This window comes from Shewanella jiangmenensis, from assembly GCF_018596335.1.
Taxonomy (GTDB): domain Bacteria; phylum Pseudomonadota; class Gammaproteobacteria; order Enterobacterales; family Shewanellaceae; genus Shewanella; species Shewanella jiangmenensis.
Window position 1 is genome coordinate 14524 of sequence record NZ_JAHEPS010000003.1, and the last position, 25020, is coordinate 39543.

Genomic DNA, 25020 nt, shown 5'->3' on the forward strand with positions numbered 1-25020 from the left:
GATGCCCTTTATTTAAGAAACCTGCCGGACATGGCACCAAGCGCCTGCATGGCTGCGCTGGGTGTGAGCTTTGCCCGTTAACCCCAAAGGTGAACCGGCGCCGGCCTACAATCCCTTGGCCAAACCTGGCTTGGCCAAAGATAAAATCCTTGCGAGTGAAGCAGAAAAACCCGCCGAGGCGGGTTTTTCGTCTGGTGCCTCAAACCTGCGACAGTGTCGCAGGCTCAGGCTCAGTTGGCAACGATGCTGAGCAGTTTGCCCGGCACGTAAATTACTTTACGCACGGTCAAACCGTCGGTGTATTTGATAACCGCATCTTCTGCCATGCCCATGGCTTCCACTTCGGCCTGGGTAGCGGCCGCAGGGACGGTGAGCTTGGCGCGCACTTTACCGTTAACCTGTACCACCACGGTTTTGCTGTCTTCAACCAGCGCCGCTTCATCGGTAACCGGCCAACCGGCGTCTTCGATGGCGCTGGTGTTGCCAAGTTCTTTCCACAGGTGGAAACACACGTGCGGGATGATGGGGTACAAGAGACGCACCACGGCTGACAGGGCTTCCTGAATAAGGGCCTTGTCCTGCTCGCTCTCAAGCGGCGCCTTTTGCAGGTGGTTCATCAGCTCCATCACGGCGGCAACGGCGGTGTTGAACATCTGACGGCGACCGATGTCATCGCTCACTTTGGCGATGGTCTTGTGCAGCTCGCGGCGCAGTGTCTTTTGCTCGGCGCTGAGTGACGCAACGTCCAGCGGCGCAGTGGCCGGGGCGGCGCTGTACTCGGCGGCGAGTTTCCACAGACGCTTGATAAAGCGCAGCGCGCCTTCAACGCCGGACTCCTGCCACTCGAGGGTGAGCTCTGGTGGTGAGGCGAACATCATAAACAGACGCACAGTGTCGGCGCCGTATTTCTCAACCATCACCTGCGGGTCGATGCCGTTGTTTTTGGACTTGGACATCTTGCTCATGCCAGTGTACACCAGCTCATGGCCTTCGTTGTCCACGGCCTTGGTGATGCGGCCCTTGTCGTCTTTCTCAAGCACAGTCACATCGAGGGGCGATACCCATACGCGGGCGCCTTTCTCGTTGTTGTAGTAGAAAGCGTCGGCAAGCACCATGCCCTGGGTCAGCAGGCGCTTGGCAGGCTCGTTTGAGTTCACCAGGCCAGCATCACGCAAGAGCTTGTGGAAAAAGCGGAAGTACAGCAGGTGCATACAGGCGTGTTCGATACCACCGATGTACTGATCCACTGGCAGCCAGTAGTTGGCTTTGGCCGGATCGAGCATCTCATTGGCTTTTGGCGAACAGTAGCGGGCATAGTACCAGGACGACTCCATAAAGGTGTCGAAGGTGTCGGTTTCACGCAGCGCGTCCTGACCGTTTACCTGGGTCTTGGCCCACTCTTTGTCGGCCTTGATGGGGCTTTGTACGCCATCCATCACCACGTCTTCCGGCAGAATGACCGGCAGCTGGTCTTCCGGCGTTGGCATTACAGTGCCATCGGCCAGAGTCACCATAGGAATTGGTGCGCCCCAGTAACGCTGACGGCTCACGCCCCAGTCACGCAGGCGGAAGTTGACCTGACGCTTGCCTTTGCCTTCATCGGCAAGTTGCTTGGCAATGGCGTTGAAGGCCGCTTCAAAGTCCAGACCGTCGAAGGCACCGGAGTTAAACAGTACGCCTTTTTCGGTGTACGCCGCTTCGCTGATGTCCACTTCGCCATCGGCAGGTTTGATAACCGCCTTGAGCGCCAGACCGTACTTTTTGGCAAACTCGTAGTCGCGCTGGTCGTGAGCAGGAACGGACATCACCGCGCCGGTGCCGTAGTTCATCAGCACGAAGTTAGCGACCCATACCGGTACTTCTTCGCCGGTCAGCGGGTGAATGGCGTAAAGGCCGGTGGCCACGCCGCGCTTCTCCATGGTGGCAAGCTCGGCCTCAGAAGTGCCGCTTTGCTTGCAGTCTTCCACGAAGGCAGCCACGTCGGCATTGGTCAGGGCGGCTTTTTCAGCCAGCGGGTGACCGGCAGCAATCGCCACGTAGGTCACGCCCATCACTGTATCGGGGCGGGTGGTGTAGATGTCGAAGCTGTCGTCAGAGCCTTTGACCTTGAAGGTCATCTCGACGCCTTCAGAGCGGCCAATCCAGTTACGCTGCATGGTTTTGACCTGCTCAGGCCAGCCATCGAGGTTATCGATGTCATTCAGCAGCTCTTCGGCGTAGGCGGTGATTTTGATAAACCACTGCGGAATTTCTTTTTGCTCAACCGGGGTGTCGCAGCGCCAGCAGCAGCCGTCCTGCACCTGCTCGTTGGCCAGAACCGTCTGGTCGTTCGGGCACCAGTTCACGGCGGAGGTCTTTTTGTAGACCAGACCCTTTTCATACAGCTTGGTGAAGAACCACTGTTCCCAACGATAGTATTCCGGGGTACAGGTGGCGATTTCACGGCTCCAGTCGTAGCCAAAACCCAGCATTTTCAGCTGGTTTTTCATGTAATCGATGTTTTCGTAGGTCCAGGGCGCCGGGGCGGTAGCATTTTTGATGGCCGCGTTTTCGGCGGGCAGACCGAAGGCGTCCCAGCCAATTGGCTGAAGCACGTTTTTACCCTGCAGGCGCTGGAAGCGGGCAACCACATCACCTATGGTGTAGTTACGCACGTGGCCCATGTGCAGCCGGCCTGACGGGTAGGGGAACATGGAAAGGCAGTAGAACTTCTCTTTGGAAGGATCTTCAGTCACTTCAAAGGTCTTGTTGTCGGCCCAGTACTTTTGTACCTCAGCCTCAATTTCCGAGTGGATATATTGCTCTTGCATCAATTTTTCCGGCATTGCCGCCTGTTTGTTTGATCACGCGCTTGGTCTGCGCTGCGGGATCTGCATAGAATAAACCAGAAGCGGTTCATTAAAAAGGTTCCCTTTAAGGAGTAATAACAATGACGGGCAGAAGCACGGTTTTACTGGCGCTGTATCAGGATTTGGTAAAGGACTTGGCGACTCACTTTGAGGCGAACCCGGATTTGAACGCCAAAAATCTGTATCGGCTGATGACTTCGGGTGAAGCCTTTGGCCGCTTGAAGGCCGAGGCCGACGATGAGGAGCTTGCGTTGGCGCTGGAATTTTTAAAGCGCGACATCGGCACTTTTTTACAGGAGCGCAATCAGGATTCGATTAGCCACAGCCCAAGCTTTATCGCGCTTGAGAATACCCTCTGGCATTGGCTCGCGGAAATCACCGACCGCAGTCAGCTCGAGTGGCATGAGCTGGCGCAGGACTTCAAGCACCACGGCTATTATCAGAGCGGCGAGATTGTCAGCCAGGGGCGTATGGTGTGCACCAGTTGCGGCCATGGGATGGATATCGAGTTTGCCTCGACCATTCCCGATTGTCCCGAGTGTGATAACGATGAGTTTATCCGCGAGGCGCTGGCGCCTTAGCCGGCAACGCCGAAGCACTGCCGTCTATATTGGCGTTGGGTCAGTTTAGCGGCAGCTTCGCCACCAATGCGTTAATCCTGTGGCATCGAATCGCTGGTGGCGCCAAACTGGCGCTGCCAGCTGCGATACCAGGCCGCCAGGGTTGCTGTCGGTCTTGGCATACTGATGAGATATCCCTGCAACACCAGATTCGGGTATTTCTGAACCAGAAAGTTAAGCTCGCTGATATGCTCAATCCCTTCTGCCACCAAAGTTATATTAAGCTGTGAGGCAATGTCAGCGAGGCTGGTGACTATGGCCTGACAAAAGCTGTCGCGATGGATATTGATGATGAGAGAACGGTCGATTTTGACCTCGGTGTAGGGCAGGTTTCTGAGCTGATTGATATTGGTAAAGCCGGTGCCGAAATCATCCAGCGACAGACCAAAGTCTTTGAGGCGAAGCCGGTTCAGGCATTCAAGCTGGCGGTTATTCTGAATGGCTTCTTCTTCGGTCAGTTCAAGGATAAGTTCACTGTTTCGATGGCCATGTTGCTGCCAAACCGCTTCAATGATGCCGGCAAGCGACAGGTTTTCAAGTTCATCCGGGCTTAAGTTAAGGCCGAGTTTGACATCGTCTCCGAGCATCCCTTTGATGGTGGAAAATTCCTTCGCCGCGACATCGAGGATGCGGCCTGTCAGGCTGTCAATCAGCCCGGCTTTCATCACTGTCGGCAAAAAGCGGCATGGCCGCACGGCGTTTACTTCACCCGGTAATACAATGCGCGCCAGTGCTTCGACACTCTCCACCCGCATGGTGGTGAAATTCACTTTTGGCTGAAAATAGGGCACCACCCAGTTGTTTTCCAGCGCCTGCAATATTGTCTCTTCACTTAGCAGGCTGCTTTCATCCCACTTCTGGCTAAGCATTTCACCGGCCTTTTGCACCAGCGCTGCCAAATCATCCTGCTGAATGGGTTTGCTGATACAGCCAATCAGGTGCAGCTGGTGGTTTTTGGCGATGTCTGCCGCGAGATTGATAATGCGTTTATCCATTTCAGAAATAATGGCCACGGCGCCGGCGAATTTGATTTCACCAAGCCTGCGCAGCACATCCAATCCATCGAAACCGGGCATCCGTAGGTCAGTCAACACCATATAGATATCGTCCGGCGCCCGGCTCACCAGCTGCAGCGCCTTTTGCGCTGATGTCATGGTGGTGAGGCGTTCAAACCCCATGCGACTCAGCATGGTTTTGACCACCATTAAGATGGCCTCTGAGTCATCGATTATCAGTATGTGTTTGTCCGTAAACATATAGGGGCTCTCCCGCGGCCCAGACATGCTTTAAGCCTAGAAACTGTGAGGGAAAACGCCAAGCCGGGCAGTAAAAAAGCTGCCCGGAGGAAGCAGCTTTTGTCTGAAAATTTTCGGAGCAGGGCTCCTTTTTCTTGGGGCGGCGCCTCAGGCAGGCTTGCGGCGCCTCAGTACCAGTGCGCCGAGCAGCGCCAGTAAACAAACGAGATACACAGGCCAGTGGCCGAAACGCGCAAACAATGTGGTGCCTTGGGTCAGTGCCACGTCGGCGCGCAGCACGGCGGTTTCAAACTGCGGTGCGATGGCGGTAAAGTCACCGAACTCATCCACCACAGCAGTGACGCCGTTGTTGGTGCCACGCAGCAGCGGGCGGCCAAGTTCCACCGCGCGCATCCGGGCTATTTCCATGTGCTGCAACGGGCCGTTTGACTCACCAAACCAGGCATCGTTGGACACTGTCAGCAGCATGTCGGTGTCGTCGGTCAGGTTGGCGCGAAGCTGCTCCGGAAAGGCAATCTCGTAGCAGATGGCCGGCGCCAGCTGATATCCCACGGCATTGAGGTTTGGCTGGCGATAATCACCGCGGCTGAAGGATGACATCGGCAGATTGAAAAAGGGCGCCAGTGGTCGCAGCAGGGTTTCAAAGGGAACAAACTCACCGATGGGCAGCAGGTGGTGCTTTTTAAATTCGTTTACACCATTGCCAAAACTGTCGGGGGCGGGCTGCTCTTTGGCATTGTGATTGCCAAGCACAATGAGCGAGTTAAACCAGTTATGGCCATCAAAGGTTGGAATGCCGGTGATGATGGCGCTGTGGTTAAGGTTGGCCACCTGATTGGCATTACCCAAAAAGTCGGCGATGTCCTGGCGCAGCATAGGGCCGGGAATGGCGGCCTCCGGCCAAATTACTATGTCGGCGTCGAGGTGCGGTCGGGTTAAATCCATGTATTTAAGCAGAGTTGGCCACAGCTGCTCCTCGGCCCACTTCATGCTTTGGGGAATGTTGCCCTGCACCAGCAGCACTTTGACGTTTTCGCCGCTGCGGCTGATGGGGCTGAAATGCGATGCACTGAACACCGACAGCGCCAGCGCTGGCACAATAACGGCCAGAGGCTGCCAGCGCTTTTGCAACAGCAGCGCCAGGGCGCCGGCGAGCATCACAATGGCAAAACCCAGACCCTGCACCCCAATGACAGACGCTAGTGGCAACAGCGGTCCTTCGGTCTGGCTGTATCCTGCCCACAGCCAGGGGAAGCCGGTCATAACCCAGCCACGGGCCCATTCAGTGGCTATCCACAGCGCCGGAAACAGCGCCAGCCAATTGAACTTATCGCAGCCACTTTTGAGTTTGGCAAACAGCAGACCCGCCAGCGCCGGATAAAGCGCAAGATACAGTGCCAGCAGCCCCATCAGCGAGAGTGACACCGGCAGCGGCAAACCGCCGAAACGGTCGATACTCACATGCACCCAGCTGATGCCAACCACAAAGGCACCGAAACCAAACGCAAACCAGTGCAGGAAGGCAGCGCGGGGCGCGAGAGCTTGCCCAAGCAGCAGGGTTACGGCGATGGCAAGTGGATACACAGGCCAGATTTCATAGGGGGCGAAAGCCAGCGCGGTAGCGGCACCGGCGGTAAATACCAGCGAGAGTCTCAGCCAGGTTTTGCTGGCAAGGGTGTTTATCCAGTCCAATTCGGGCTCGTTTATCAGATTAGTCAGTGAAAAAGGCGCGCTTTGCGGCGCGCCTTGTGCTGGTGGTTCAAGCCTTGGCAGATCAGCTTTCGACGGTCAGCGGCTCATCGGCATCGGGGAATTTAACCCTGAGCTGAATAAGGCGACGGGTGTCGGCACTGATGACCTTAAACTCGATGCCACCAATCATGATTTGCTCGTTACGTTCGGGCAGGTGACCAAAGGCGTGGGCCACCAGGCCGCCAACGGTATCAAATTCCTCATCGGAGAAGTCGGTGCCGAATTCTTCGTTGAAGTCTTCGATGGCGGTCAGCGCCTTCACCATATACACGGTGTTGTTGACCTTGCGGATTTCGGTATCTTCCAAGGTTTCGTGGTCGAATTCGTCTTCGATTTCACCGACGATTTCTTCGAGGATGTCCTCGATGGTCACCAAACCCGACACGCCGCCGTATTCATCGACGACAATTGCCATGTGGTAGCGCTGGGAGCGGAATTCTTTGAGCAGCACATCCACCCGTTTACTTTCCGGGACAACCACGGCGGGGCGGATGACTCTTTCCAGCGAGAAGGGTTCATCGCTGTTGTTAAAACCGTACTTGAGCAGATCCTTGGCCAGCAAAATGCCTTCGATGTGGTCTTTGTCTTCGTTAACCACGGGGAAGCGGGAGTGGGCTGAGCCAATCACGGTGGAGAGCAAGTCTTCCACGCTGCTGTCGATTTTGACGGCCACGATCTGGGCGCGGGGGATCATGATGTCGCGAACCCGCAGGTCCGAGACTTCGAGCACACCCTGGATCATCTCCCGGGTATCTTCTGTGATCAGGTCGCGTTGTTCGGCATCGTGGATCACTTCCACCAGATCGTCACGATTTTGAGGTTCGCCCTGGAATAACTGGCTTACGCGTTCAAACCAGCCTTTCTTTTGGGCGTTGCTACTCGGGGGTATGTCGTCACTCATAGTGCTTTCACGGCTCAGAAGAACCGGTTATTGCTCCTTATAGGGGTCAGGGTAACCAAGGTCGTGCAAAATGACAGTCTCCAATGACTCCATTTCGTCGGCCTCGGCATCATCAATATGGTCATAACCTAGCAGATGCAGGCAACCATGTACAACCATGTGAGCCCAGTGGGCCATCAACGGCTTGTGCTGCTCAAGCGCCTCATTTTCAACGACCGAGGCGCAAATGACAAGATCTCCCAGCAGCGGCAGTTCAATCCCGGGAGGTGCCTCAAAGGGAAACGACAGCACGTTGGTGGGTTTGTCTTTGCCGCGGTAGTCGCGGTTAAGCTGCTGGCTCTCGCTGCTGTCCACAATGCGGATAGTCAGCTCGGCTTCGGCCATGGTGTTGCCAAGGGCGGCGCGCACCCAGCTGACAAACTCTTGCTCCGAGGGCAGCTCGTGACCCTCGGCGGCGATTTGTAAATCGAGCATAATATCAGGCGTCATGGGGTTCTCTTTGAGCCGCTTCATCGGCAGTAGCAGTAGTGTCCGAACTGGAGGCACTGGCGTTATCGCTGACTTCCTGAGCCGCTGGCGCTTCGCCTGCAAGACGGTAGTGACTGTCGCGCCGGCCTTGAGCTGCCTGGGATTTTGACTCCCACTCTTCGTAGGCTTCAACGATGCGGGCCACCACCGGATGGCGCACCACGTCCTTGGACTGGAAGAAGTTAAAGCTGATTTCATCCACATCGCCGAGCACCTCGATGGCGTGGCGCAGGCCGGATTTTTGATGCTTGGGCAGGTCAATCTGGGTAATGTCGCCGGTGATCACCGCCTTGGAGTTAAAACCGATGCGAGTGAGGAACATCTTCATCTGCTCGACCGTGGTGTTCTGGCTTTCATCGAGAATAATAAAGGCGTCATTAAGGGTTCGGCCACGCATGTAAGCGAGCGGCGCGATTTCAATCACGCTGCGTTCAATCAGTCGCTCTACCTTTTCAAAGCCGAGCATTTCGAACAGGGCGTCGTACAGCGGGCGCAGATACGGGTCTACTTTCTGACTCAAATCCCCGGGCAAGAAACCTAACTTTTCACCGGCTTCCACCGCCGGGCGGGTCAGCAGAATGCGGCGGATTTCCTGGCGCTCCAGCGCATCCACGGCGGCGGCGACTGCGAGATAGGTTTTACCCGTACCGGCCGGGCCAATACCAAAGGTGATGTCGTGGCGCACTATGTTGACCACGTACTGGCTCTGGTTGGGGTTACGGGGCTTAATCACGCCGCGGCGGGTCTTGATAAAGTGCTCTTTGTGCTCTTCATGGCCATCTTCGGCTTCAAGCGCAATGGCTTCCTGAATGGCGATATGCACCTTGTCCGGCTCAAGATCCGGCGTGCGGCCTTTTACCGGCGCGGTTTCGACGTACAGGGATTTGAGCAGATTGTTGGCGGTCAGGCAGTTACGCGGCGCGCCGACAATCTGGAAGTGGTTGTTGCGGTAGCTGATTTCAACACCGATGCGGCGCTCAAGCTGCTTGATGTTGTCATCGAAGGGGCCACAGAGGGATGCCAGACGGCGGCTTTCTGCGGGCTCCAGATACAGGTTCATGGTGGTAAGTTTGCTGGCCAATCAAGTCTCCGGCGCTATTCATCCATTGAACGGGCAGGGGGCGCCTTGCTGGCTGCCGTGCCCGGTGATATTGCTAGAATATACTGTGTTTCGCCCATGGGATGCAAAACCGCCGCTGCCGCTTCGGCGAAAGCTTGCGCAGTTGCGGGGCGGCCCGGGTGTTGTAAATGACTAATGGGCTGTAGCCAACAAAGGCGCTGTAAACAACAAAGGCGACAGATGTCGCCTTTGTTTATGCTCAAAAAACCGAGCCACTGTATCAGGGCTGGAACTTGGTCACGCCCAAGTCGTCTGACTTCTGATGCTTGGCGAGAATATCCTCGGGGCGCAGGCTGCGGCGCAGATCCATCTCATCTTCACCGCGGATAAACTTGCCGCGCAGTGAGTTGGGGAACACGTCCACAATCTCCACATCCACGAAGGTGCCGATGTGCTTGTGCAGGCCTTCGAAGTTCACCACCCGGTTGTTTTCGGTGCGGCCGCGCAGTTCCATCGGGTTTTTAACCGACGGGCCTTCTACCAGAATGCGCTGCACTGTGCCCATCATCTGACGGCTGTAGCGCATGGCCTGCTGGTTGATAAGGTCCTGCAAGTCAGCCAGACGCTGCTTTTTCTCTTCCATATCCACGTCATCCGGCAGATCGGCGGCCGGAGTACCCGGGCGGGCACTGTAGATAAAGCTGAAGCTCATATCGAAGTTCACATCTTCAATCAGCTTCATGGTGTCCTGGAAGTCCTCGGCGGTTTCGCCGGGGAAGCCCACGATAAAGTCGGAGCTGATTTGAATGTCCGGCCGGGCCTTACGCAGACGACGGATGATGGACTTATATTCAATCGCCATATGGCCGCGCTTCATGGCGGTGAGAATGCGGTCGGAGCCCGACTGCACCGGCAGGTGCAGGAAGCTCACAAGCTCAGGGGTATCTTCGTATACATCGATGATATCCTGAGTAAATTCAATCGGGTGGCTGGTGGTGAAGCGCAGGCGGTCGATACCGTCAATGGCGGCCACGTAACGCAGCAGTTCGGCAAAGGTGCAGATTTCACCATCATGCTTGGCGCCGCGGTAGGCGTTAACGTTCTGACCCAGCAGGTTTACTTCACGCACGCCCTGATCGGCGAGCTGAGCGATTTCGAGGATAACGTCGTCCATCGGGCGGCTCACTTCTTCGCCGCGGGTGTAAGGCACCACGCAGAACGAGCAGTATTTGCTGCAGCCTTCCATGATGGAGACAAAGGCAGTCGGGCCTTCGGCGCGCGGCTCGGGCAGACGGTCAAACTTCTCGATTTCCGGGAAGGACACGTCAATCACCGCTTTTTCGCCGGCGCGGATCTGTTCAATCATTTCCGGCAGGCGATGCAGGGTCTGCGGACCAAAGATGATGTCCACGCACTGGGCGCGGTCTTTGATGGCCTTGCCTTCCTGGGAGGCCACGCAGCCGCCCACGCCGATAATAAGATCGGGATTCTTGTCTTTCAGGGTTTTCCAGCGACCCAACTGATGGAACACCTTCTCCTGCGCTTTTTCGCGGATGGAGCAGGTGTTGAGCAGCAGAATGTCTGCCTCCTCGGCCTCTTCGGTCAAGGTGTAGCCCTGATATTCACCCAGCAAATCAGCCATCTTGGATGAGTCATACTCATTCATCTGACAGCCCCAGGTTTTGATATGGAGTTTTTTACTCATCAGTTTGCGTCGCTCTTGGAACCACATTAAAAAATAGCGCGACATTTTACCCATTGATACCCCCTGTGGCTAGGGCGATGGGCGAATTATCGGGGTATTTTTTGGGCGTGGTGCGTACAAATAAACAAGCCCCTGATTTCTTCAAGGGCTTTATTGGCAAGGGATTGGGCGCTGTGTCGCTGCCCTAAGCACTTGCTTGGCAGTGCTTTTGGTTGGCTTGCTTTGCCTTTTCCAACCAGAGCCATTTCCAACCAAAGCCATTTGTGGCTAAAGCCATTTCCGGCTACGGCCTTTTACGATAGCTGCTCATCTTGCATCAACATGAGTTGCATCAACATGAGTTGCTTCAACATGAGTTGCATCGACACGAGTTATATCAACATGAGGCCAGCGCTGCTGGCGCACTCAGCTGCCGGCTTGGAGCATTAATTTGGCTTTCAGGTTTGCAGGTCTGTCAGTTAGGCGCGCTTATGCTTTCAATGGCGAGCGACTGCCTTTGCAGGGTGACGGCGGCCAAAGGCTTGGTGTCACCGAAGTCGGAGCGCATGTTGTCTATCTGGCTGCGGGCATCGTCACGGATGGCGGCGTTCAGCTCTGCCTGGAAATAACCATGAATTTCCGCCTTTTGTTGATATAAGGCATAATCCACCGGAGTTCTGTAGATTACAGTGATGACTTCCATGGGGGCTGCGGCTGCGCCAACACTTAATAGCGCGGTGGTCAGGAGTAGAGCTTTCATCGTTCACCTCATTAAACTGGTCTCGTCAACGGGCATGCAGGTATTTTTCACTTCTCAAGTTTAGTCCTGCCCCCTGTGTCAATCTGCTGCGATTTGTAAGCAGGTATGGCTATATGGCGCTGGAGAAACACATGGACAAACTTTATTTGCGCACACGCATTAATCGATAAGAGGAAGCGGGTTTTTGACGGCAATGATTGAACAGGATGTGGTGGTGATTGGCGGCGGCATGGTCGGTGCGGCGCTGGCGGCAGGGCTTGCCGATAAAGGGCTTTCGGTTACTGTGATTGAAAGCCAGACACCTGCTGAGTTTGACATGGCGCAGCCACTCGACGTGCGGGTGTCGGCGCTCAGTGTGGCGAGCGAAAAGTTACTGGCAAGCCTCAATGCCTGGCAAGGGGTAATGGCGCGCCGCGCAGTCACCTATCTTGGGCTTGAAACCTGGGAGATGGACGGCTGCATTACTGAGTTTCACGCCAGGCAAATCGGCGCGTCGCATCTTGGTCACATAGTTGAAAACCGCATAGTGCAGCTGGCGCTGTGGGATGCGCTGAAGGCTCTGCCAAAGGTGACCATCAAGGCGCCGGCGGCGGTCAGCGGTTTTGAGCGAAGTGTCGATACCGACGGCATCAGGGTGATGCTGGACAGTGGTGAAGTGCTCCATACGCGGCTCTTGGTAGGGGCCGATGGTGCCAACTCCATGGTGCGCAGTTTTGCCAATATTGGTGTAACAGGCTGGGATTACGCCCAGTCGGCCATGCTGATTAATATCGCCACCGAGTGCGACGAGCAGGATGTCACCTGGCAGCAATTTACCCCCGAGGGTCCGCGCTCGCTGTTGCCGCTGCCGGGAAAACATGCCTCGCTGGTGTGGTATGACGATGTCCATACCATCAATCGCCTTGCCAAGCTTAATAATGGCGAGCTTGCCGAGGCCATTCGCGCCAATTTCCCATCAAGGCTTGATGGCCGCTTTGAGGTGCTGAGTAAGGGCCACTTTAAACTTACCCGCCGCCATGCACAGCGGTATTTTGAGCCCAATCTGGTGCTGGTTGGTGATGCGGCCCACACCATCAATCCGCTGGCGGGGCAGGGCGTGAATCTTGGTTTTAAAGATGTGACCGTACTGCTTGAAGAAATCACCCGCGCCTTAAGCGGCGGCGAGTGTTGGTATGACGGCCGTGTGCTTAAGCGTTATCAGGACAGGCGCTGGAAAGACAATCAGCTGATGATGACCACCATGGATGCGTTTTACGCGGCCTTCAGTAACGACTTGCTGCCGCTTAAGCTTATTCGCAACGCCGCGCTGAAACTTGCCAATCAGGGCGGTTTTATCAAGCGCGAGGTGCTCAAGTACGCCATGGGGCTTAAATAGCGCAGGTAGCGTTGAATCTCACTCCTGTGACAAAGGCGCCTGAGGGCGCCTTTGACTTTTTTGGCGCATCAACGCTGCGCGGTCAGATATAGTTGCCCTTTTATTTGTTGCAGCGCCTAAATGGGTGTTAAAATGCGCCGTTTTTTACCACCTTCGCGCCTGTTGGCGCTGTGCCAGGGCGCAATCGGCGCGCCGGCACGGGACGAGAGTGCTGTTTTCCATGAGCGATATTAAACTGATTGTTGGCCTTGCCAATCCCGGCGCCGAATACGCCCAGACCCGCCATAACGCCGGAGCCTGGTATGTTGAGGAGCTCGCCCGCATCGCCAATGTCAGCCTGACGCCGGATCCCAAGTATTTTGGCTTGCAGGCGCGGGCGCTGCTGTGTGGCAAGGATGTGCGTTTGCTCATTCCATCCACCTTTATGAATTTGAGCGGCAAATCCGTGGCGGCGCTGGCGAATTTTTTCCGCATCGAGCCCGAACAAATTCTGGTGGCTCACGATGAGCTCGACATGGAGCCCGGGGTTGCCAAGTTCAAGCAGGGCGGCGGTCATGGCGGCCACAATGGCCTTAAAGACATCATCGACAAGATGGGTAACAACAAGAATTTCTATCGTCTGCGGATTGGCATTGGCCATCCGGGCGACAAGAACAAGGTCAGCGGTTATGTGCTGGGTAAAGCCCCCGCGACCGAACAGAGCCGGATCAACGCCGCCATTGATGAGGCGGTGCGCAGTACCGAAGTCCTGTTTAAAGAAGATATGACCAAAGCGATGCACAGGTTGCACAGCTTCAAGGCCGAGTAATTTCATTCTGGGGCGTGGCCCCATGTTAAAAGGGTTAATGTTATGGGTTTTAAATGCGGGATCGTTGGTCTGCCCAACGTTGGTAAATCAACGCTGTTCAACGCACTGACCAAGGCTGGTATCGAAGCGGCAAACTTTCCGTTTTGTACCATTGAGCCAAACACAGGTGTGGTGCCGATGCCAGACCCGCGTCTGGACCAACTGGCGGCTATCGTCAACCCAGAGCGCGTGATCCCAACCTCCATGGAGTTTGTGGACATCGCCGGTCTGGTTGCCGGCGCCTCCAAAGGTGAAGGTCTGGGTAACAAGTTCCTCGCCAACATCCGTGAAACCGAGGCTATAGGCCACGTAGTGCGCTGCTTCGAGAACGACAACATCGTTCACGTGGCCAACCGCGTTGACCCGGCCGGTGACATTGAAGTCATCAACACTGAGCTGGCGCTGGCTGACCTTGACAGCGTTGAGCGCGCCATCGTGCGTCAGCAAAAACGCGCCAAGGGCGGCGACAAAGACGCCAAGTTTGAAGTGGACGTGCTGGAAAAAATGCGCCCTGTGCTGGACGAAGGCAAGATGCTGCGCTCCATGGAACTGTCCAAGGAGGAGCTGGCCGCCGTGGGTTACCTGAACCTGCTGACCCTGAAGCCCACCATGTACATCGCCAACGTGTCTGAAGACGGTTTTGAGAACAACCCGCATCTGGATGCGGTGCGTGCGATTGCCGCCAAAGAAAACGCCGTGGTAGTGCCAGTGTGCGCCGCCATCGAGTCAGAGCTGGCCGAGATGGAAGCCGAAGACCGTGACGAGTTTATGGCCGATATGGGCCTGACCGAGCCGGGTCTGGATCGCGTTATCCGCGCCGGTTACGAGCTTTTGAACCTGCAAACCTACTTCACCGCCGGCGTTAAAGAAGTGCGCGCCTGGACTGTGCCAGTAGGCGCCAGTGCTCCGCAGGCCGCCGGTAAAATCCACACCGACTTTGAGCGCGGCTTTATCCGTGCCCAGGTGATTTCCTTTGACGACTTTATCGCCTTCAAGGGCGAGCAGGGTGCTAAGGAAGCCGGTAAGATGCGCGTTGAAGGTAAAACATACATCGTTAAAGACGGCGATGTAATGCACTTCCTGTTCAACGTCTAAGGGACGTATTCGCACCTTCCCTAAGTCATTGGACTCACGGGCAACGGCAAATTTTGTTTATCCGTTGCCCGCTTTGATGAAGGATTAGGCGAACGGCGCGAAACGGCGGAATTGTGCTAAAAAAGCTGTTGACCTGTCTTCGGTGAATCAGCATAATACGCCCCGTTCCTCGCCAAGAGGTGTAGGAAATTGTAGTGGCTATGTAGCTCAGCTGGTTAGAGCACAGCACTCATAATGCTGGGGTCGCAGGTTCAAGTCCCGCCATAGCTACCATCTTTCTCAGGATGTAAAATTGAGATGCGAGCGGGAGTGGTGAAATTGGTAGACACGCCAGATTTAGGTTCTGGTGCCGCAAGGTGTGAGAGTTCAAGTCTCTCCTCCCGTACCATGAACTAAGCTTTCGCTTAGTCGGAGAAGTAAGTGCTGTTGGGGTGTCGCCAAGCGGTAAGGCACCGGGTTTTGATCCCGGCATACCTAGGTTCGAATCCTAGCACCCCAGCCATCTCCTTCCTCAAAAAATTGGGGTGTCGCCAAGCGGTAAGGCACCGGGTTTTGATCCCGGCATACCTAGGTTCGAATCCTAGCACCCCAGCCATGGCTACGTAGCTCAGTTGGTTAGAGCACAGCACTCATAATGCTGGGGTCGCAGGTTCAAGTCCCGCCGTAGCTACCATATTCTGAAAAAGTCCGGATTACGGATTTTTTTAACCCAGTTTGGGGTGTCGCCAAGCGGTAAGGCACCGGGTTTTGATCCCGGCATACCTAGGTTCGAATCCTAGCACCCCAGCCATATAAGAAGGCCCGTCCACTGGACGGGCCTTTTTGTTTTGCTTGTCAAAGTGAAATCAACAGTTAGTATAAGGTTATTGATACAACCTACGGCAACTTGTATGACGATTGTTAGTCAGCTCAAGGGCTTGGCTTCACGGCGGTTAGTCTTTTCCCTGATTTTTTTCACCATGGTGATCGTTGTCACCGCGGCTATTTTTGTTGAATACACCGAGATCCATATTCAGTTGCTGTGCCTGCTGTATGGGCTGCTGATGTCCATCGCCTGGTTCAGCAAAGACTTAACCAGGCTTTTCAGTACCCTTGGCGCTCTGGTGCTGCTGCTCTTTATCTGTTTAAGCTTTCCGCTCGATATGGAGCTGATAGAAGAAGCCTTTTTGCTGGTGCCGCTGCAGTTTGTGATGCTGTTTCCAAGCAGCCTGTGGCCATTGGCGGTGGCGCCGCTGCTGCTGCTGACGTATCTGCCGGCTACCGGCTTAAGCACGGTTGAACAGTGGTTTGAAGACGCGATGGAGCTTTTGACCATCGGCAGTTTTGCCTGCGTGATGAGCTACTTTCATGCCAAGAGTAAAGCGCAGATAGATCACTTTTCGGCTCTAAGCCGAACCGATGACTTAACCCAATTAGGGAATCGCAAGGCATTCCGTGAGCAAATGACAACGCTGTTTTCCCGCCATAAATCCAAAGATTTGGCCGGATTTGCGTTAATCATGCTCGATGTGGATGGGTTTAAGCGAATTAACGATCAGTATGGGCACAGCGGCGGCGATCAGCTGCTCAGGGAGCTGGCACAGCGCCTGTCGAGGGCCGAAAACCACGCCACCCGCGCCTTTCGGATTGGCGGCGATGAATTTGCGCTGCTGCTTGAGCTTTCTGCGTCTGGCATGGCGGGCGAGGCCCGCACCGAGGCGGAAATCCTGCAGGAAGCGCTCGAGCAGCCTTATCGCATTTTCAATCATTTACTGAATATCAAAGCATCGCTTGGGATTGCCATAGTGCCCTGGGATTGTATCGATCCTGAGTCACTGTGCCGCCATGCGGATCTGGCGCTGTATTCTGCCAAAAGGCAGCTCGGTAATGGCATCGCCTTTTTCGATGATGGTTTGCATCAGGATGCTATCCGGGGTTATGAAATCGAGCGTCACCTCCAGTCTGCCATTGAGGGCAAAGAGTTTTTCCTGGAGTATCAACCCAAGGTTTGCCTTCAATCCGGCGAAATCAAAGGCGTTGAGGCGCTGCTGCGCTGGCGCAGTGACGTGCTTGGGCTGGTGTCTCCGGCGCAGTTTATTCCCCTTGCCGAAGCCAACGGCTCGATAGTAGAGATAGGCCGCTGGGTGATGTTTGAAGCCTGTGCCCAGCTAAAGCGCTGGCAGCAGCGCTACCCGGGTTTTTTCCTGTCGGTCAATATCTCCATGGTACAGGTTCAGCGTGACGATTTGCTCGCGCTGGTGGACGATGCCATTGCAATTTCAGGCATAGAGCCGGGCTGGCTTGAGCTTGAGCTGACCGAAACTGCGGTGATGGCATCGCCTGAAGAGTACATCACCATGCTTAAGGCGCTTAAGTCCCGAGGGCTCAGGCTGGCGCTGGATGACTTTGGTGTTGCTTATTCATCGCTTGCGTATCTGGCAAGGTTGCCGGTGGATACACTCAAGGTGGATAAATCCTTTGTGGATCGCTGCCTTGAATCACGCCCCGACCGGCTTATCATCCGCACCATAGTGCAGCTGGCCGCTAATCTGGGCATGGTAACTGTGGCTGAAGGGGTTGAAACCGAGGAGCAGCGTAAGGTGCTTGAAGCAGAAGGCGTGGATCGCTATCAGGGGTATCTCTTTTCCCGCCCGGTGGCGGCATCGAAAATCGAGGCATTGCTGGATAAAAGCCTGCAAGTGAAGGCATAGCAGTTTGCGTAAGCGCGGATGCCTTCTATGGAAGCAGCCGTGCGCGGCGGATAGCCCAGTGCAGCAGGCAGTTTTGGGCCTTGAGCAGCTTGGGTGGCATCATATTAGGTCAGTTTAAATCCAACAAAAAGCGCCAACAAAAAACGCACCTCGTGGGTGCGTTTTCTATTTGGGTGCCAGCTTGGATGCCAGCTTGGATGCCAGCTTGGATACCAGCTTAGATGCCGGTATGGGCCGGCAGACTAACTATCTAAGCGGCAATCATCAGTACCGCAAATATCAGTGCTGGAACATGGCAGAAATAGACTCTTCGTTGCTCACGCGGCGAATGGCTTCGGCGAGCAGGGCTGACATGGTCAGCTGAGTCACTTTATCTACCTGGGTCATTTCTTCAGACAAAGGCACAGTGTCGGTCACGATCACTTCGTCAATCACCGAGTTACGGATGTTCTCGGCGGCTTTGCCAGAGAATACCGGGTGAGTGGCGTAGGCGAATACGCGGTTGGCGCCGTGCTGTTTCAGCGCTTCGGCTGCTTTGCACAGGGTACCGCCGGTATCAATCATGTCGTCAACTATGATGCAATCACGGCCTTCCACATCACCGATGATGTGCATTACCTGAGCCACGTTGGCCTGTGGGCGACGCTTGTCGATGATGGCGAGATCGGAATCATTCAGCAGCTTGGCTACGGCGCGGGCACGAACTACACCTCCGATGTCTGGCGATACCACAACCGGGTTATCCAGCTTCTTGGCCAGCATGTCTTCGAGCAGCACGGGGCTTCCGAATACGTTGTCTACCGGCACGTCGAAGAAGCCCTGGATCTGCTCGGCGTGCAGATCACAGGTCAGAACGCGGTCAACACCTACGCTGGAGAGGAAGTCGGCAACCACTTTGGCAGTGATAGGCACACGGGCAGAACGCACGCGGCGATCCTGACGGGCATAACCAAAGTAAGGAATAACGGCGGTGATACGGCCGGCTGAGGCGCGGCGCAGTGCATCCACCATTACAATGAGTTCCATCAGGTTATCATTGGTCGGCGCGCAGGTGGATTGAATGATGAAGACATCAGCACCACGTACATTTTCGTTGATCTGGACACTGATTTCACCGTCACTGAAACGGCCTACCTCAGCGTCTCCCAGTTTGCAAAATAAACGGTCGGCAATCTTTTTCGCGAGACTGGGGGTGGCATTCCCAGCAAAGAGCTTGATGTCGGGCACTGTATGAACCTCAGGCGTTTGCTTGATATTTTAGTGTAGTCGCTGCGGTGCGTTCCCTGACGCGCAGCGCAGGCGATGGTTAAAGTTGAGCGAGTCTCAACTCCAACGGCGAACGATTCAGTCCTTTCGCGACAAAGCCCTGAGTGTCTGCTGGCTTTTGCGCCAGCGCATCCAGCGCGGCTTGTTGCGAATCAAACTCCCCGAACACGCATGCACCGGTTCCGGTCATTCTGGACGGCGCATATTCTACCAGCCAGCTTAACGCATTGGCAACTTGAGGGTATTTGGCACAGACCAGCGCCTGGCAATCGTTGGACCAGTGTTCACTGCCAAGGGATGCCATATCGAGTTTGGGAGTATTTCGTGGTAAATCAGGGTGCTGGAACACTTCAGCGGTCGAAACATGGGCGTCCGGCACCAGCACCAGGTACCAGGGCTCAGGTACGTCAACAGGCTGGAATTTTTCGCCTACGCCTTCGGCAAATGCCGCGATTCCGTTAATAAAAACAGGGACATCAGCGCCAAGCTTCAAGCCAATTTCCATCAGTTGCGATTTTGTAAGCCCCAGTTGCCACAGGGCATTGAGCGCCACCAGGGTCGTGGCCGCATCAGAAGAGCCGCCGCCAAGGCCGCCGCCCATAGGTAAACGCTTGTCGAGCCAGATTTCTGCGCCCATGGTGCAGCCTGTGGCTGCCTGCAATGATTTTGCGGCTTTGAGAATTAAGTTATCGCTGTCGGGGACAAGTTTGCCCAGATTGGAATGCAGCAGCAGGGCGGGTGAATCGGTCACCCGAAAATCGAGCCAGTCGCATTGGTCGATAAATTGAAACAGGGTCTGCAGCTCATGATAACCATCGGCGCGGCGGCCGTTAACGTGCAAAAACAGGTTCAGTTTGGCCGGTGCCGGCCAGGCGAGAGAGACGCTCATGGCTGCACTCCTGTGGTGGCGCCGAGATTGCTGCTGGACTTGCTGGCGCCTGTATTGGTCAGCGCCTGCCATTGATGGGTTTGCAGCTTAAGCCGCGCCTTGGGATGGATAAGCTCAAGTAATTTGGGCACCAGAGCGCCGCTTTGCTGCTGCCAACTGGCGATGCGGATGTGCCACAGGCCATCGTGACTGTAAATATGCGCCGGGCGGCCCTCTGAGTCCCATTCAACTCTGTCATCTGCCATGGTCTGGCCGGTTATCCAGAGCGGCAGCGATTTAAGCGGCAGCGGGAAGGTGCTCATGGCGTCAAGCAGTGCCTGGGCGCTGCTGTCCTGATAGCTGTTGCCATCAAGCTCCAGCGTCGCGCCCTTGGGGGTTTCGATAAGCAGCAGCACTGTGGTGCCAAGCATGCTGCTGAGTCTTAATTCCTGATAGTCAGGCGATTTTAGCCAGTACAAATTGGCGGTGAGCTTGTCATCACCGCTGTGAATAAGCAGCTTACCCTTAAGCTCCCAGGCGCTCGCTTCGGCGGCGGATTGCACCACGGCCGGATAAAGCGTGGGTGCGGGCGTGCTGGTACAGCCACTGAGCATCGACAGGCCAAACAGGGCGGCAAGAGTGAATTTTGTGAGTCGGCGCAAGTTAATCATCTATGACTGAATTAAATAAGTCCTTATGATACGAGGGCTTCAAAAATTATACCAATGGCCTTGGCTGCTTTTTCGCCGCTTGCCACATTTACCCGGCAATTGATGGAAAAAGTGGATAACGACAGAGTTCTTTGTTCGGTTTTGTTAAGCCTATTCTGTTTTTAGTCAGCCCAATTCAGTAGAATGGCGCCAATAACTCAAGCGCCGCACAGGATCCAGAAAGAGTCAGATGAGCCTTGTAGCAATCGGGATAAACCATAAAACGGCCACGGTCGACCTGCGCGAGAAAGTCGCCTTTTCCCCGGACAAGATCCATGATGCGATGCGAAGCCTCGCCTGTAACACCTCGTCCAACGAGGCTGTGATCGTTTCTACCTGCAACCGTACCGAGCTGTATTGCAATAACGCCAAAGCCGAGGACGTGATCCATTGGCTCGAGAGCTATCACGGCCTGTCCCATGAAGAGCTGATGCCCTGTGTCTATCATCATGAAGGCCAGGAGGCGGTGCGCCATCTGATGCGCGTGGCCTCGGGGCTTGATTCTTTGGTGCTGGGCGAGCCGCAGATTTTGGGGCAGGTTAAGCAGTCTTTTGCCAAGGCGAAGGAAGCTGGCACTGTGGCGCTGACCCTGGACCGATTGTTCCAGAGCACCTTCTCTGTGGCCAAAAAAGTACGCACCGAGACCGAAATCGGCAGCGCCGCTGTGTCTGTGGCGTTTGCAGCGGTCAGCATGGCCAAACATATCTTCTCGTCACTGGCCTCAACCAAGGTATTGCTGATTGGCGCCGGTGAAACCATTGAGCTGGTGGCGCGTCATTTAAAAGAAAATGGCGTGAACGCCATGGTGGTGGCAAACCGCACCGTGGAGCGGGCCGAAGCCATGTGCGAAGAGTTTGGCGCCACCGCCATTACCCTGTCGCAAATTCCAGAGTATCTCCCCAAGGCCGATATCGTGATATCCTCTACCGCCAGCCCGCTGCCAATCCTTGGCAAGGGCATGGTAGAAAAGGCTCTCAAGCAGCGGCGCCATCAACCTATGTTATTGGTTGATATCGCTGTTCCCCGTGATATCGAAGCTGAAGTCGGCGAACTCGACGATGCCTTCCTGTACACGGTGGACGACCTGCAGAGCATAGTCGAACAAAATATGGCCTCCCGCAAGGAGGCGGCCGAGCAAGCCGAGGTGATAGCCCAGGAGCAATCTTTCCTGTTTATGGATTGGATCCGCTCACTGGAGTCGGTGGACAGTATCCGCGAATACCGGACTGCCAGCATGACAGTCAAAGACGAATTGGTAGAGCGTGCCCTCAACAAACTGGCGCAGGGGGCGGACAGCGAACAGGTTATTCTGGAGCTGGCCAACAAACTCACCAACCGCTTGATCCACGCACCTACTCAGGCCCTCACGGCGGCAAGCCGTCAGGGTGACCTCAATACACTGGGGCAACTTCGGACCGCGCTCGGCCTGGATAAACACTGAGATTTTTGAGACCCACATGAAGGAATCCGTCATCCGCAAGCTGGAAGGCTTGCTCGAGCGCAACGAAGAAGTGCTGGCGCTGCTTAGCGACGCCGGCGTGATTGCCGATCAGGACCGCTTCCGCGCCCTGTCCAAGGAATATGCCCAACTGGAAGACGTGGTCAAAGGCTTCAAGGCCTATCAGCAGGCTGTGGCTGACCTCGAAACTGCCAAAGAAATGCTCGAAGAAGACGACCCCGAGATCCGCGAAATGGCCCAGGACGAGATGAAATCCGCCAAGGCTGAGCTTGAGCGTCTCGAGGGCGAACTGCAAATTCTGCTGCTGCCCAAAGATCCCAACGACGATGCCAACGCCTTCGTGGAAATCCGCGCCGGCGCCGGTGGTGACGAAGCGGCGATTTTCGCCGGCGATCTGTTCCGTATGTACAGCCGCTTTGCCGAGGCCCAGCGCTGGCAGGTGGAAATCGTCAGCTGCAACGATGGCGAGCATGGCGGCTATAAAGAAGTGATTGCCCGCTTCAGCGGCGAGGGCGTGTACGGCAAACTCAAGTTTGAATCCGGTGGTCACCGGGTACAGCGGGTGCCTGAAACCGAATCCCAGGGGCGGGTACATACCTCGGCCTGTACTGTGGCTGTGCTGCACGAAGTGCCTGAAGCCGAAGCGGTGGAAATCAACCCATCCGAGCTTCGTATCGATACCTTCCGCTCCTCCGGCGCCGGTGGTCAGCACGTGAACAAGACCGACTCGGCCATCCGTATCACCCACTTGCCTACTGGGCTGGTGGTGGAGTGTCAGGACGAACGTTCGCAGCACAAAAACAAGGCCCGCGCCATGTCGGTGCTGCTTGCCCGCTTGCAGGCGGCCGAGGATGAAAAGCGCCGCGCCGCCGAAGCCACGACCCGCCGCAATCTGGTAGGTAGCGGCGATCGCTCCGAGCGCATTCGTACCTACAACTTCCCCCAGGGCCGGGTGAGCGACCATCGCATCAACCTGACGCTCTATCGCCTTAACGAGGTGATGGAAGGGGATTTGAACGCGCTTATCGACCCGATTTTGCAGGAACACCAGGCCGATCTGTTGGCGGCGCTGGCGGACGAGCAGGGCTAAGCAGTGGCGGCACATTCCACTATCGGCGAGGCCCTGCAATGGGCCTTTAGCGCACTGGCGGGCAGCAGTGAATCGGCCAATCTCGATGCCGAAATCCTGCTGCAGCATAGCCTGGGTAAAAACCGCACTTTTCTGTACACCTGGCCCGAGCGGCAACTGACCAGTGAGCAGTGGAAACGCTTTGAGCAGATGATTGCAAGGCGCGCCAGTGGCGTGCCGGTAGCGCACATCATCGGCGAGCGGGAGTTTTGGTCGCTGCGCTTTATGGTGAACGAAACCACCCTTATTCCACGGCCGGACACCGAAATTCTGGTGGAAACCGCGCTTAATCTGCCACTGCCGGACAATGCCCATGTGCTGGATTTGGGTACCGGCACCGGCGCGATTGCGCTGGCGCTGGCAAGCGAGCGGCCAAACTGGCGTATCACAGCGCTGGATAAGGTGGTGGATGCGGTAAACCTTGCCAAGGCCAACCGCGATAATCTGGGGTTTACTCAGGTTGAGGTGCTGCAAAGTGATTGGTTCAGTGCGGTGAAAGACACTGATTTTCATCTGATAGTGTCAAACCCGCCCTATATCGATGAGACCGATGAACACCTTGGCATGGGCGATGTGCGCTTTGAGCCACTGAGCGCGCTTACCGCCGCCGATGAGGGCTATGCTGACCTCAATCACATCGCCATGCACGCCCGCGAGCATCTGCTGCCGGGCGGCTATCTGCTGCTTGAGCACGGGTATGCTCAGGCATTGCGGATGCGCGAGACCTTAAATGGTCTTGGTTATCAGCGCGTAGCGACCGTGCGTGATTTTGGCTCTAACGAGCGCTGTACCCTGGGTTACTGGCGCGGCTAGGCCGCGTTTGCCGCCCCGTTACACCCCCTGACAATTTCCCCGAAAATGGCCGCAGTTCAAGGCGTGCTTTGGCGCGCCGTGCCATGGTAACGGCGCTGTGATTCAGTTACACTAGCGCCTTTCATTTTCGGGGACATTCGCCAGTCATGGAAACCATCAATAGCCTGTATCCTGTTGTAAAGCATCTTCATCTGACACTGATTGCCGTCAGTGTGCTGTTTTTTACCGTGCGTTTTATCCTCAAACTCAAAGGCTCGGCTGTGCTTGACAAAAAAGTGATGCGCATTGCGCCGCACATTGTCGACACCCTGCTGTTGCTGTCGGGTCTGGCGCTGGCCTTTATCATCAAGCAGTATCCTTTTGTCGACCCATGGCTCACTGAGAAAGTGCTCGCTGTGGTGGCTTACATTCTGCTTGGTGTGATGGCGATGAAGTCCAATCGCAACATTTTCTTCCGCGTGTTTGCGTTCCTCGGCGCCATCGCCTGGGTCGTGTATGCGGCAAAAATTGCCATGTTTAAACAGGCGATTATCCTCGCATCATGAGTGATTTTTCGTTGCAGGGCGGCATCTCGGTACCCGAGACGCCGCTTTCGATTATTGAGCACCTGGGGCTCATGTCCCGCGAGCAGGCTGAGTGGGCCTGGTATGAGATAGCCGGTGGTGTGCTCAGTCATTATCTGGTGGATCAGCGTGCGCGGCTCGATGCCATGCTGAGCTGGTTTTACCGCGACCTCGGTTTTAGTCCCCGCGAGCAGTATTTCAGCCTCGAAGCGGCAAGTCTTGCCCATGGTTTGCTTTACCGTCAGGGCAACAGCACAGTGCTGGCTACGGTTATTATGTTGCTCGCCAAACAGCTGGACTTGACGCTGGAGCCGATTTTGCTGCCGGGCCAAACCCTGCTTTGCTGGAAACAAGGCAAGCAAAAGCTGTTGCTTGACCCGCTTAGCGGCGAGTTTATCGACCGTAAAAGGGTGCATGCCCTGGTGCGCGGCGAGCTTGGCAATGCGGCGCCGATGAAAGTCGCCTATGTCAAACCCGTGTCAGTCAAGGCGCTGGTCAGCCGCATGCTGCAGGAGCTTAAGGCCGGTGCGATTGTCGCTCAGCGATTTGATGTGGCACTGGAGTGCTGCAATATGCTGATTGACTGGCATCCGGACGATACCCTGCTCATCCGTGAGCGTGCCTTTATCGCCCAGCAACTCGGCGCCAACCGTCAGGCAGAGGCGGATTTGCGTCAGTTTATCGAACTAAGCCCGCACGATCCTGTGATTGAGCTGGTCAAGATGCAGCTCAAGGAGCTTTCGCAGCACCATGAGACCCTGCACTGAGTTATCCCGTTACACCCCATAATAACAA

General features: G+C 55.6%; 21 protein-coding genes and 6 tRNA genes. 16 read left to right on the forward strand and 11 right to left on the reverse strand.

Annotated features, from left to right (window positions below):
• Positions 1-230: 230 nt before the first annotated feature.
• On the reverse strand, positions 231-2810 hold the full coding sequence (leuS, locus tag KJI95_RS08885; RefSeq protein WP_214506849.1) for a leucine--tRNA ligase: 2580 nt from the start codon (positions 2808-2810) through the stop codon (positions 231-233).
• Between the two features lie 119 nt (positions 2811-2929).
• Between leuS and KJI95_RS08890 the strand changes: the two genes are divergently transcribed.
• On the forward strand, positions 2930-3430 hold the full coding sequence (locus KJI95_RS08890; protein WP_214506850.1) for a zinc ribbon-containing protein: 501 nt from the start codon (positions 2930-2932) through the stop codon (positions 3428-3430).
• A 71-nt stretch (positions 3431-3501) separates the two neighbouring features.
• Here KJI95_RS08890 and KJI95_RS08895 read toward each other — a convergent pair whose 3' ends face one another.
• From KJI95_RS08895 to KJI95_RS08925, 7 genes are all read right to left on the reverse strand, one after another.
• A complete protein-coding gene (locus tag KJI95_RS08895) occupies positions 3502-4725 on the reverse strand; it encodes an EAL domain-containing response regulator (protein ID WP_214506851.1) in 1224 nt (407 codons plus the stop codon).
• 147 nt (positions 4726-4872) lie between these two features.
• On the reverse strand, positions 4873-6417 hold the full coding sequence (gene lnt / locus KJI95_RS08900; protein ID WP_214506852.1) for an apolipoprotein N-acyltransferase: 1545 nt from the start codon (positions 6415-6417) through the stop codon (positions 4873-4875).
• 82 nt (positions 6418-6499) lie between these two features.
• Positions 6500-7378 carry a CNNM family magnesium/cobalt transport protein CorC gene (corC, locus tag KJI95_RS08905; RefSeq protein ID WP_214506853.1) on the reverse strand — a complete coding sequence of 293 codons (879 nt, stop codon included), beginning with the start codon at positions 7376-7378 and terminating at the stop codon, positions 6500-6502.
• 27 nt (positions 7379-7405) lie between these two features.
• Positions 7406-7867 carry an rRNA maturation RNase YbeY gene (ybeY, locus tag KJI95_RS08910; RefSeq protein WP_214506854.1) on the reverse strand — a complete coding sequence of 154 codons (462 nt, stop codon included), beginning with the start codon at positions 7865-7867 and terminating at the stop codon, positions 7406-7408.
• The gene (locus tag KJI95_RS08915) at positions 7857-8987 is read right to left on the reverse strand and encodes a PhoH family protein (RefSeq protein WP_250885739.1); all 1131 of its coding nucleotides are present in this window, start codon (positions 8985-8987) and stop codon (positions 7857-7859) included. The genes ybeY and KJI95_RS08915 overlap by 11 nt, the downstream gene beginning before the upstream one ends.
• Positions 8988-9246: 259 nt before the next feature.
• Positions 9247-10671 carry a tRNA (N6-isopentenyl adenosine(37)-C2)-methylthiotransferase MiaB gene (miaB, locus tag KJI95_RS08920; protein WP_214506855.1) on the reverse strand — a complete coding sequence of 475 codons (1425 nt, stop codon included), beginning with the start codon at positions 10669-10671 and terminating at the stop codon, positions 9247-9249.
• A 454-nt stretch (positions 10672-11125) separates the two neighbouring features.
• The gene (locus tag KJI95_RS08925; protein ID WP_214506856.1) at positions 11126-11410 is read right to left on the reverse strand and encodes a hypothetical protein; all 285 of its coding nucleotides are present in this window, start codon (positions 11408-11410) and stop codon (positions 11126-11128) included.
• A gap of 193 nt (positions 11411-11603) precedes the next feature.
• Between KJI95_RS08925 and KJI95_RS08930 the strand changes: the two genes are divergently transcribed.
• The 10 genes from KJI95_RS08930 (at position 11604) to KJI95_RS08975 (ending at position 17417) form a co-directional block, all read left to right on the forward strand.
• Positions 11604-12785, forward strand: coding sequence for an FAD-dependent oxidoreductase (locus KJI95_RS08930; RefSeq protein ID WP_214507219.1), 1182 nt, complete (start codon positions 11604-11606; stop codon positions 12783-12785).
• Positions 12786-13005: 220 nt separating this feature from the next.
• A complete protein-coding gene (gene pth / locus KJI95_RS08935; protein WP_214506857.1) occupies positions 13006-13593 on the forward strand; it encodes an aminoacyl-tRNA hydrolase in 588 nt (195 codons plus the stop codon).
• Positions 13594-13635: 42 nt separating this feature from the next.
• Complete coding sequence (ychF, locus tag KJI95_RS08940; RefSeq protein WP_214506858.1) at positions 13636-14727, forward strand: redox-regulated ATPase YchF; 1092 nt, start codon at positions 13636-13638, stop codon at positions 14725-14727.
• Positions 14728-14923: 196 nt separating this feature from the next.
• Positions 14924-15000, forward strand: a tRNA-Met gene (locus tag KJI95_RS08945).
• A 30-nt stretch (positions 15001-15030) separates the two neighbouring features.
• A tRNA-Leu gene (locus KJI95_RS08950) sits at positions 15031-15115 on the forward strand.
• A gap of 39 nt (positions 15116-15154) precedes the next feature.
• Positions 15155-15229, forward strand: a tRNA-Gln gene (locus KJI95_RS08955).
• Positions 15230-15247: 18 nt separating this feature from the next.
• Positions 15248-15322 (forward strand) — tRNA-Gln (locus tag KJI95_RS08960).
• 1 nt (position 15323) lies between these two features.
• Positions 15324-15400 (forward strand) — tRNA-Met (locus KJI95_RS08965).
• A 42-nt stretch (positions 15401-15442) separates the two neighbouring features.
• Positions 15443-15517: transfer RNA gene (locus tag KJI95_RS08970), tRNA-Gln, on the forward strand.
• Between the two features lie 100 nt (positions 15518-15617).
• Positions 15618-17417, forward strand: coding sequence for a putative bifunctional diguanylate cyclase/phosphodiesterase (locus tag KJI95_RS08975; protein WP_214506859.1), 1800 nt, complete (start codon positions 15618-15620; stop codon positions 17415-17417).
• A gap of 279 nt (positions 17418-17696) precedes the next feature.
• Here KJI95_RS08975 and KJI95_RS08980 read toward each other — a convergent pair whose 3' ends face one another.
• The 3 genes from KJI95_RS08980 to lolB all read right to left on the reverse strand — a co-directional run bounded on the left by KJI95_RS08980 (position 17697) and on the right by lolB (position 20222).
• Complete coding sequence (locus KJI95_RS08980; protein ID WP_214506860.1) at positions 17697-18644, reverse strand: ribose-phosphate pyrophosphokinase; 948 nt, start codon at positions 18642-18644, stop codon at positions 17697-17699.
• Positions 18645-18723: 79 nt separating this feature from the next.
• On the reverse strand, positions 18724-19572 hold the full coding sequence (ispE, locus tag KJI95_RS08985; RefSeq protein WP_214506861.1) for a 4-(cytidine 5'-diphospho)-2-C-methyl-D-erythritol kinase: 849 nt from the start codon (positions 19570-19572) through the stop codon (positions 18724-18726).
• Positions 19569-20222, reverse strand: coding sequence for a lipoprotein insertase outer membrane protein LolB (lolB, locus tag KJI95_RS08990; RefSeq protein ID WP_214506862.1), 654 nt, complete (start codon positions 20220-20222; stop codon positions 19569-19571). The genes ispE and lolB overlap by 4 nt, the downstream gene beginning before the upstream one ends.
• A 229-nt stretch (positions 20223-20451) precedes the next feature.
• On the opposite strand from lolB, the gene hemA reads away from it, so the two are divergent.
• The 5 genes from hemA to KJI95_RS09015 all read left to right on the forward strand — a co-directional run bounded on the left by hemA (position 20452) and on the right by KJI95_RS09015 (position 24992).
• On the forward strand, positions 20452-21702 hold the full coding sequence (gene hemA / locus KJI95_RS08995) for a glutamyl-tRNA reductase (protein WP_214506863.1): 1251 nt from the start codon (positions 20452-20454) through the stop codon (positions 21700-21702).
• Positions 21703-21718: 16 nt separating this feature from the next.
• Positions 21719-22810, forward strand: coding sequence for a peptide chain release factor 1 (gene prfA / locus KJI95_RS09000; protein ID WP_214506864.1), 1092 nt, complete (start codon positions 21719-21721; stop codon positions 22808-22810).
• 3 nt (positions 22811-22813) lie between these two features.
• Positions 22814-23662 carry a peptide chain release factor N(5)-glutamine methyltransferase gene (prmC, locus tag KJI95_RS09005; RefSeq protein WP_214506865.1) on the forward strand — a complete coding sequence of 283 codons (849 nt, stop codon included), beginning with the start codon at positions 22814-22816 and terminating at the stop codon, positions 23660-23662.
• A gap of 146 nt (positions 23663-23808) precedes the next feature.
• Entirely contained in the window at positions 23809-24207 is a 399-nt protein-coding gene (locus KJI95_RS09010) for a SirB2 family protein (protein WP_214506866.1), read from the forward strand.
• On the forward strand, positions 24204-24992 hold the full coding sequence (locus KJI95_RS09015; protein ID WP_214506867.1) for a transglutaminase family protein: 789 nt from the start codon (positions 24204-24206) through the stop codon (positions 24990-24992). The genes KJI95_RS09010 and KJI95_RS09015 overlap by 4 nt, the downstream gene beginning before the upstream one ends.
• Positions 24993-25020 lie beyond the last annotated feature (28 nt).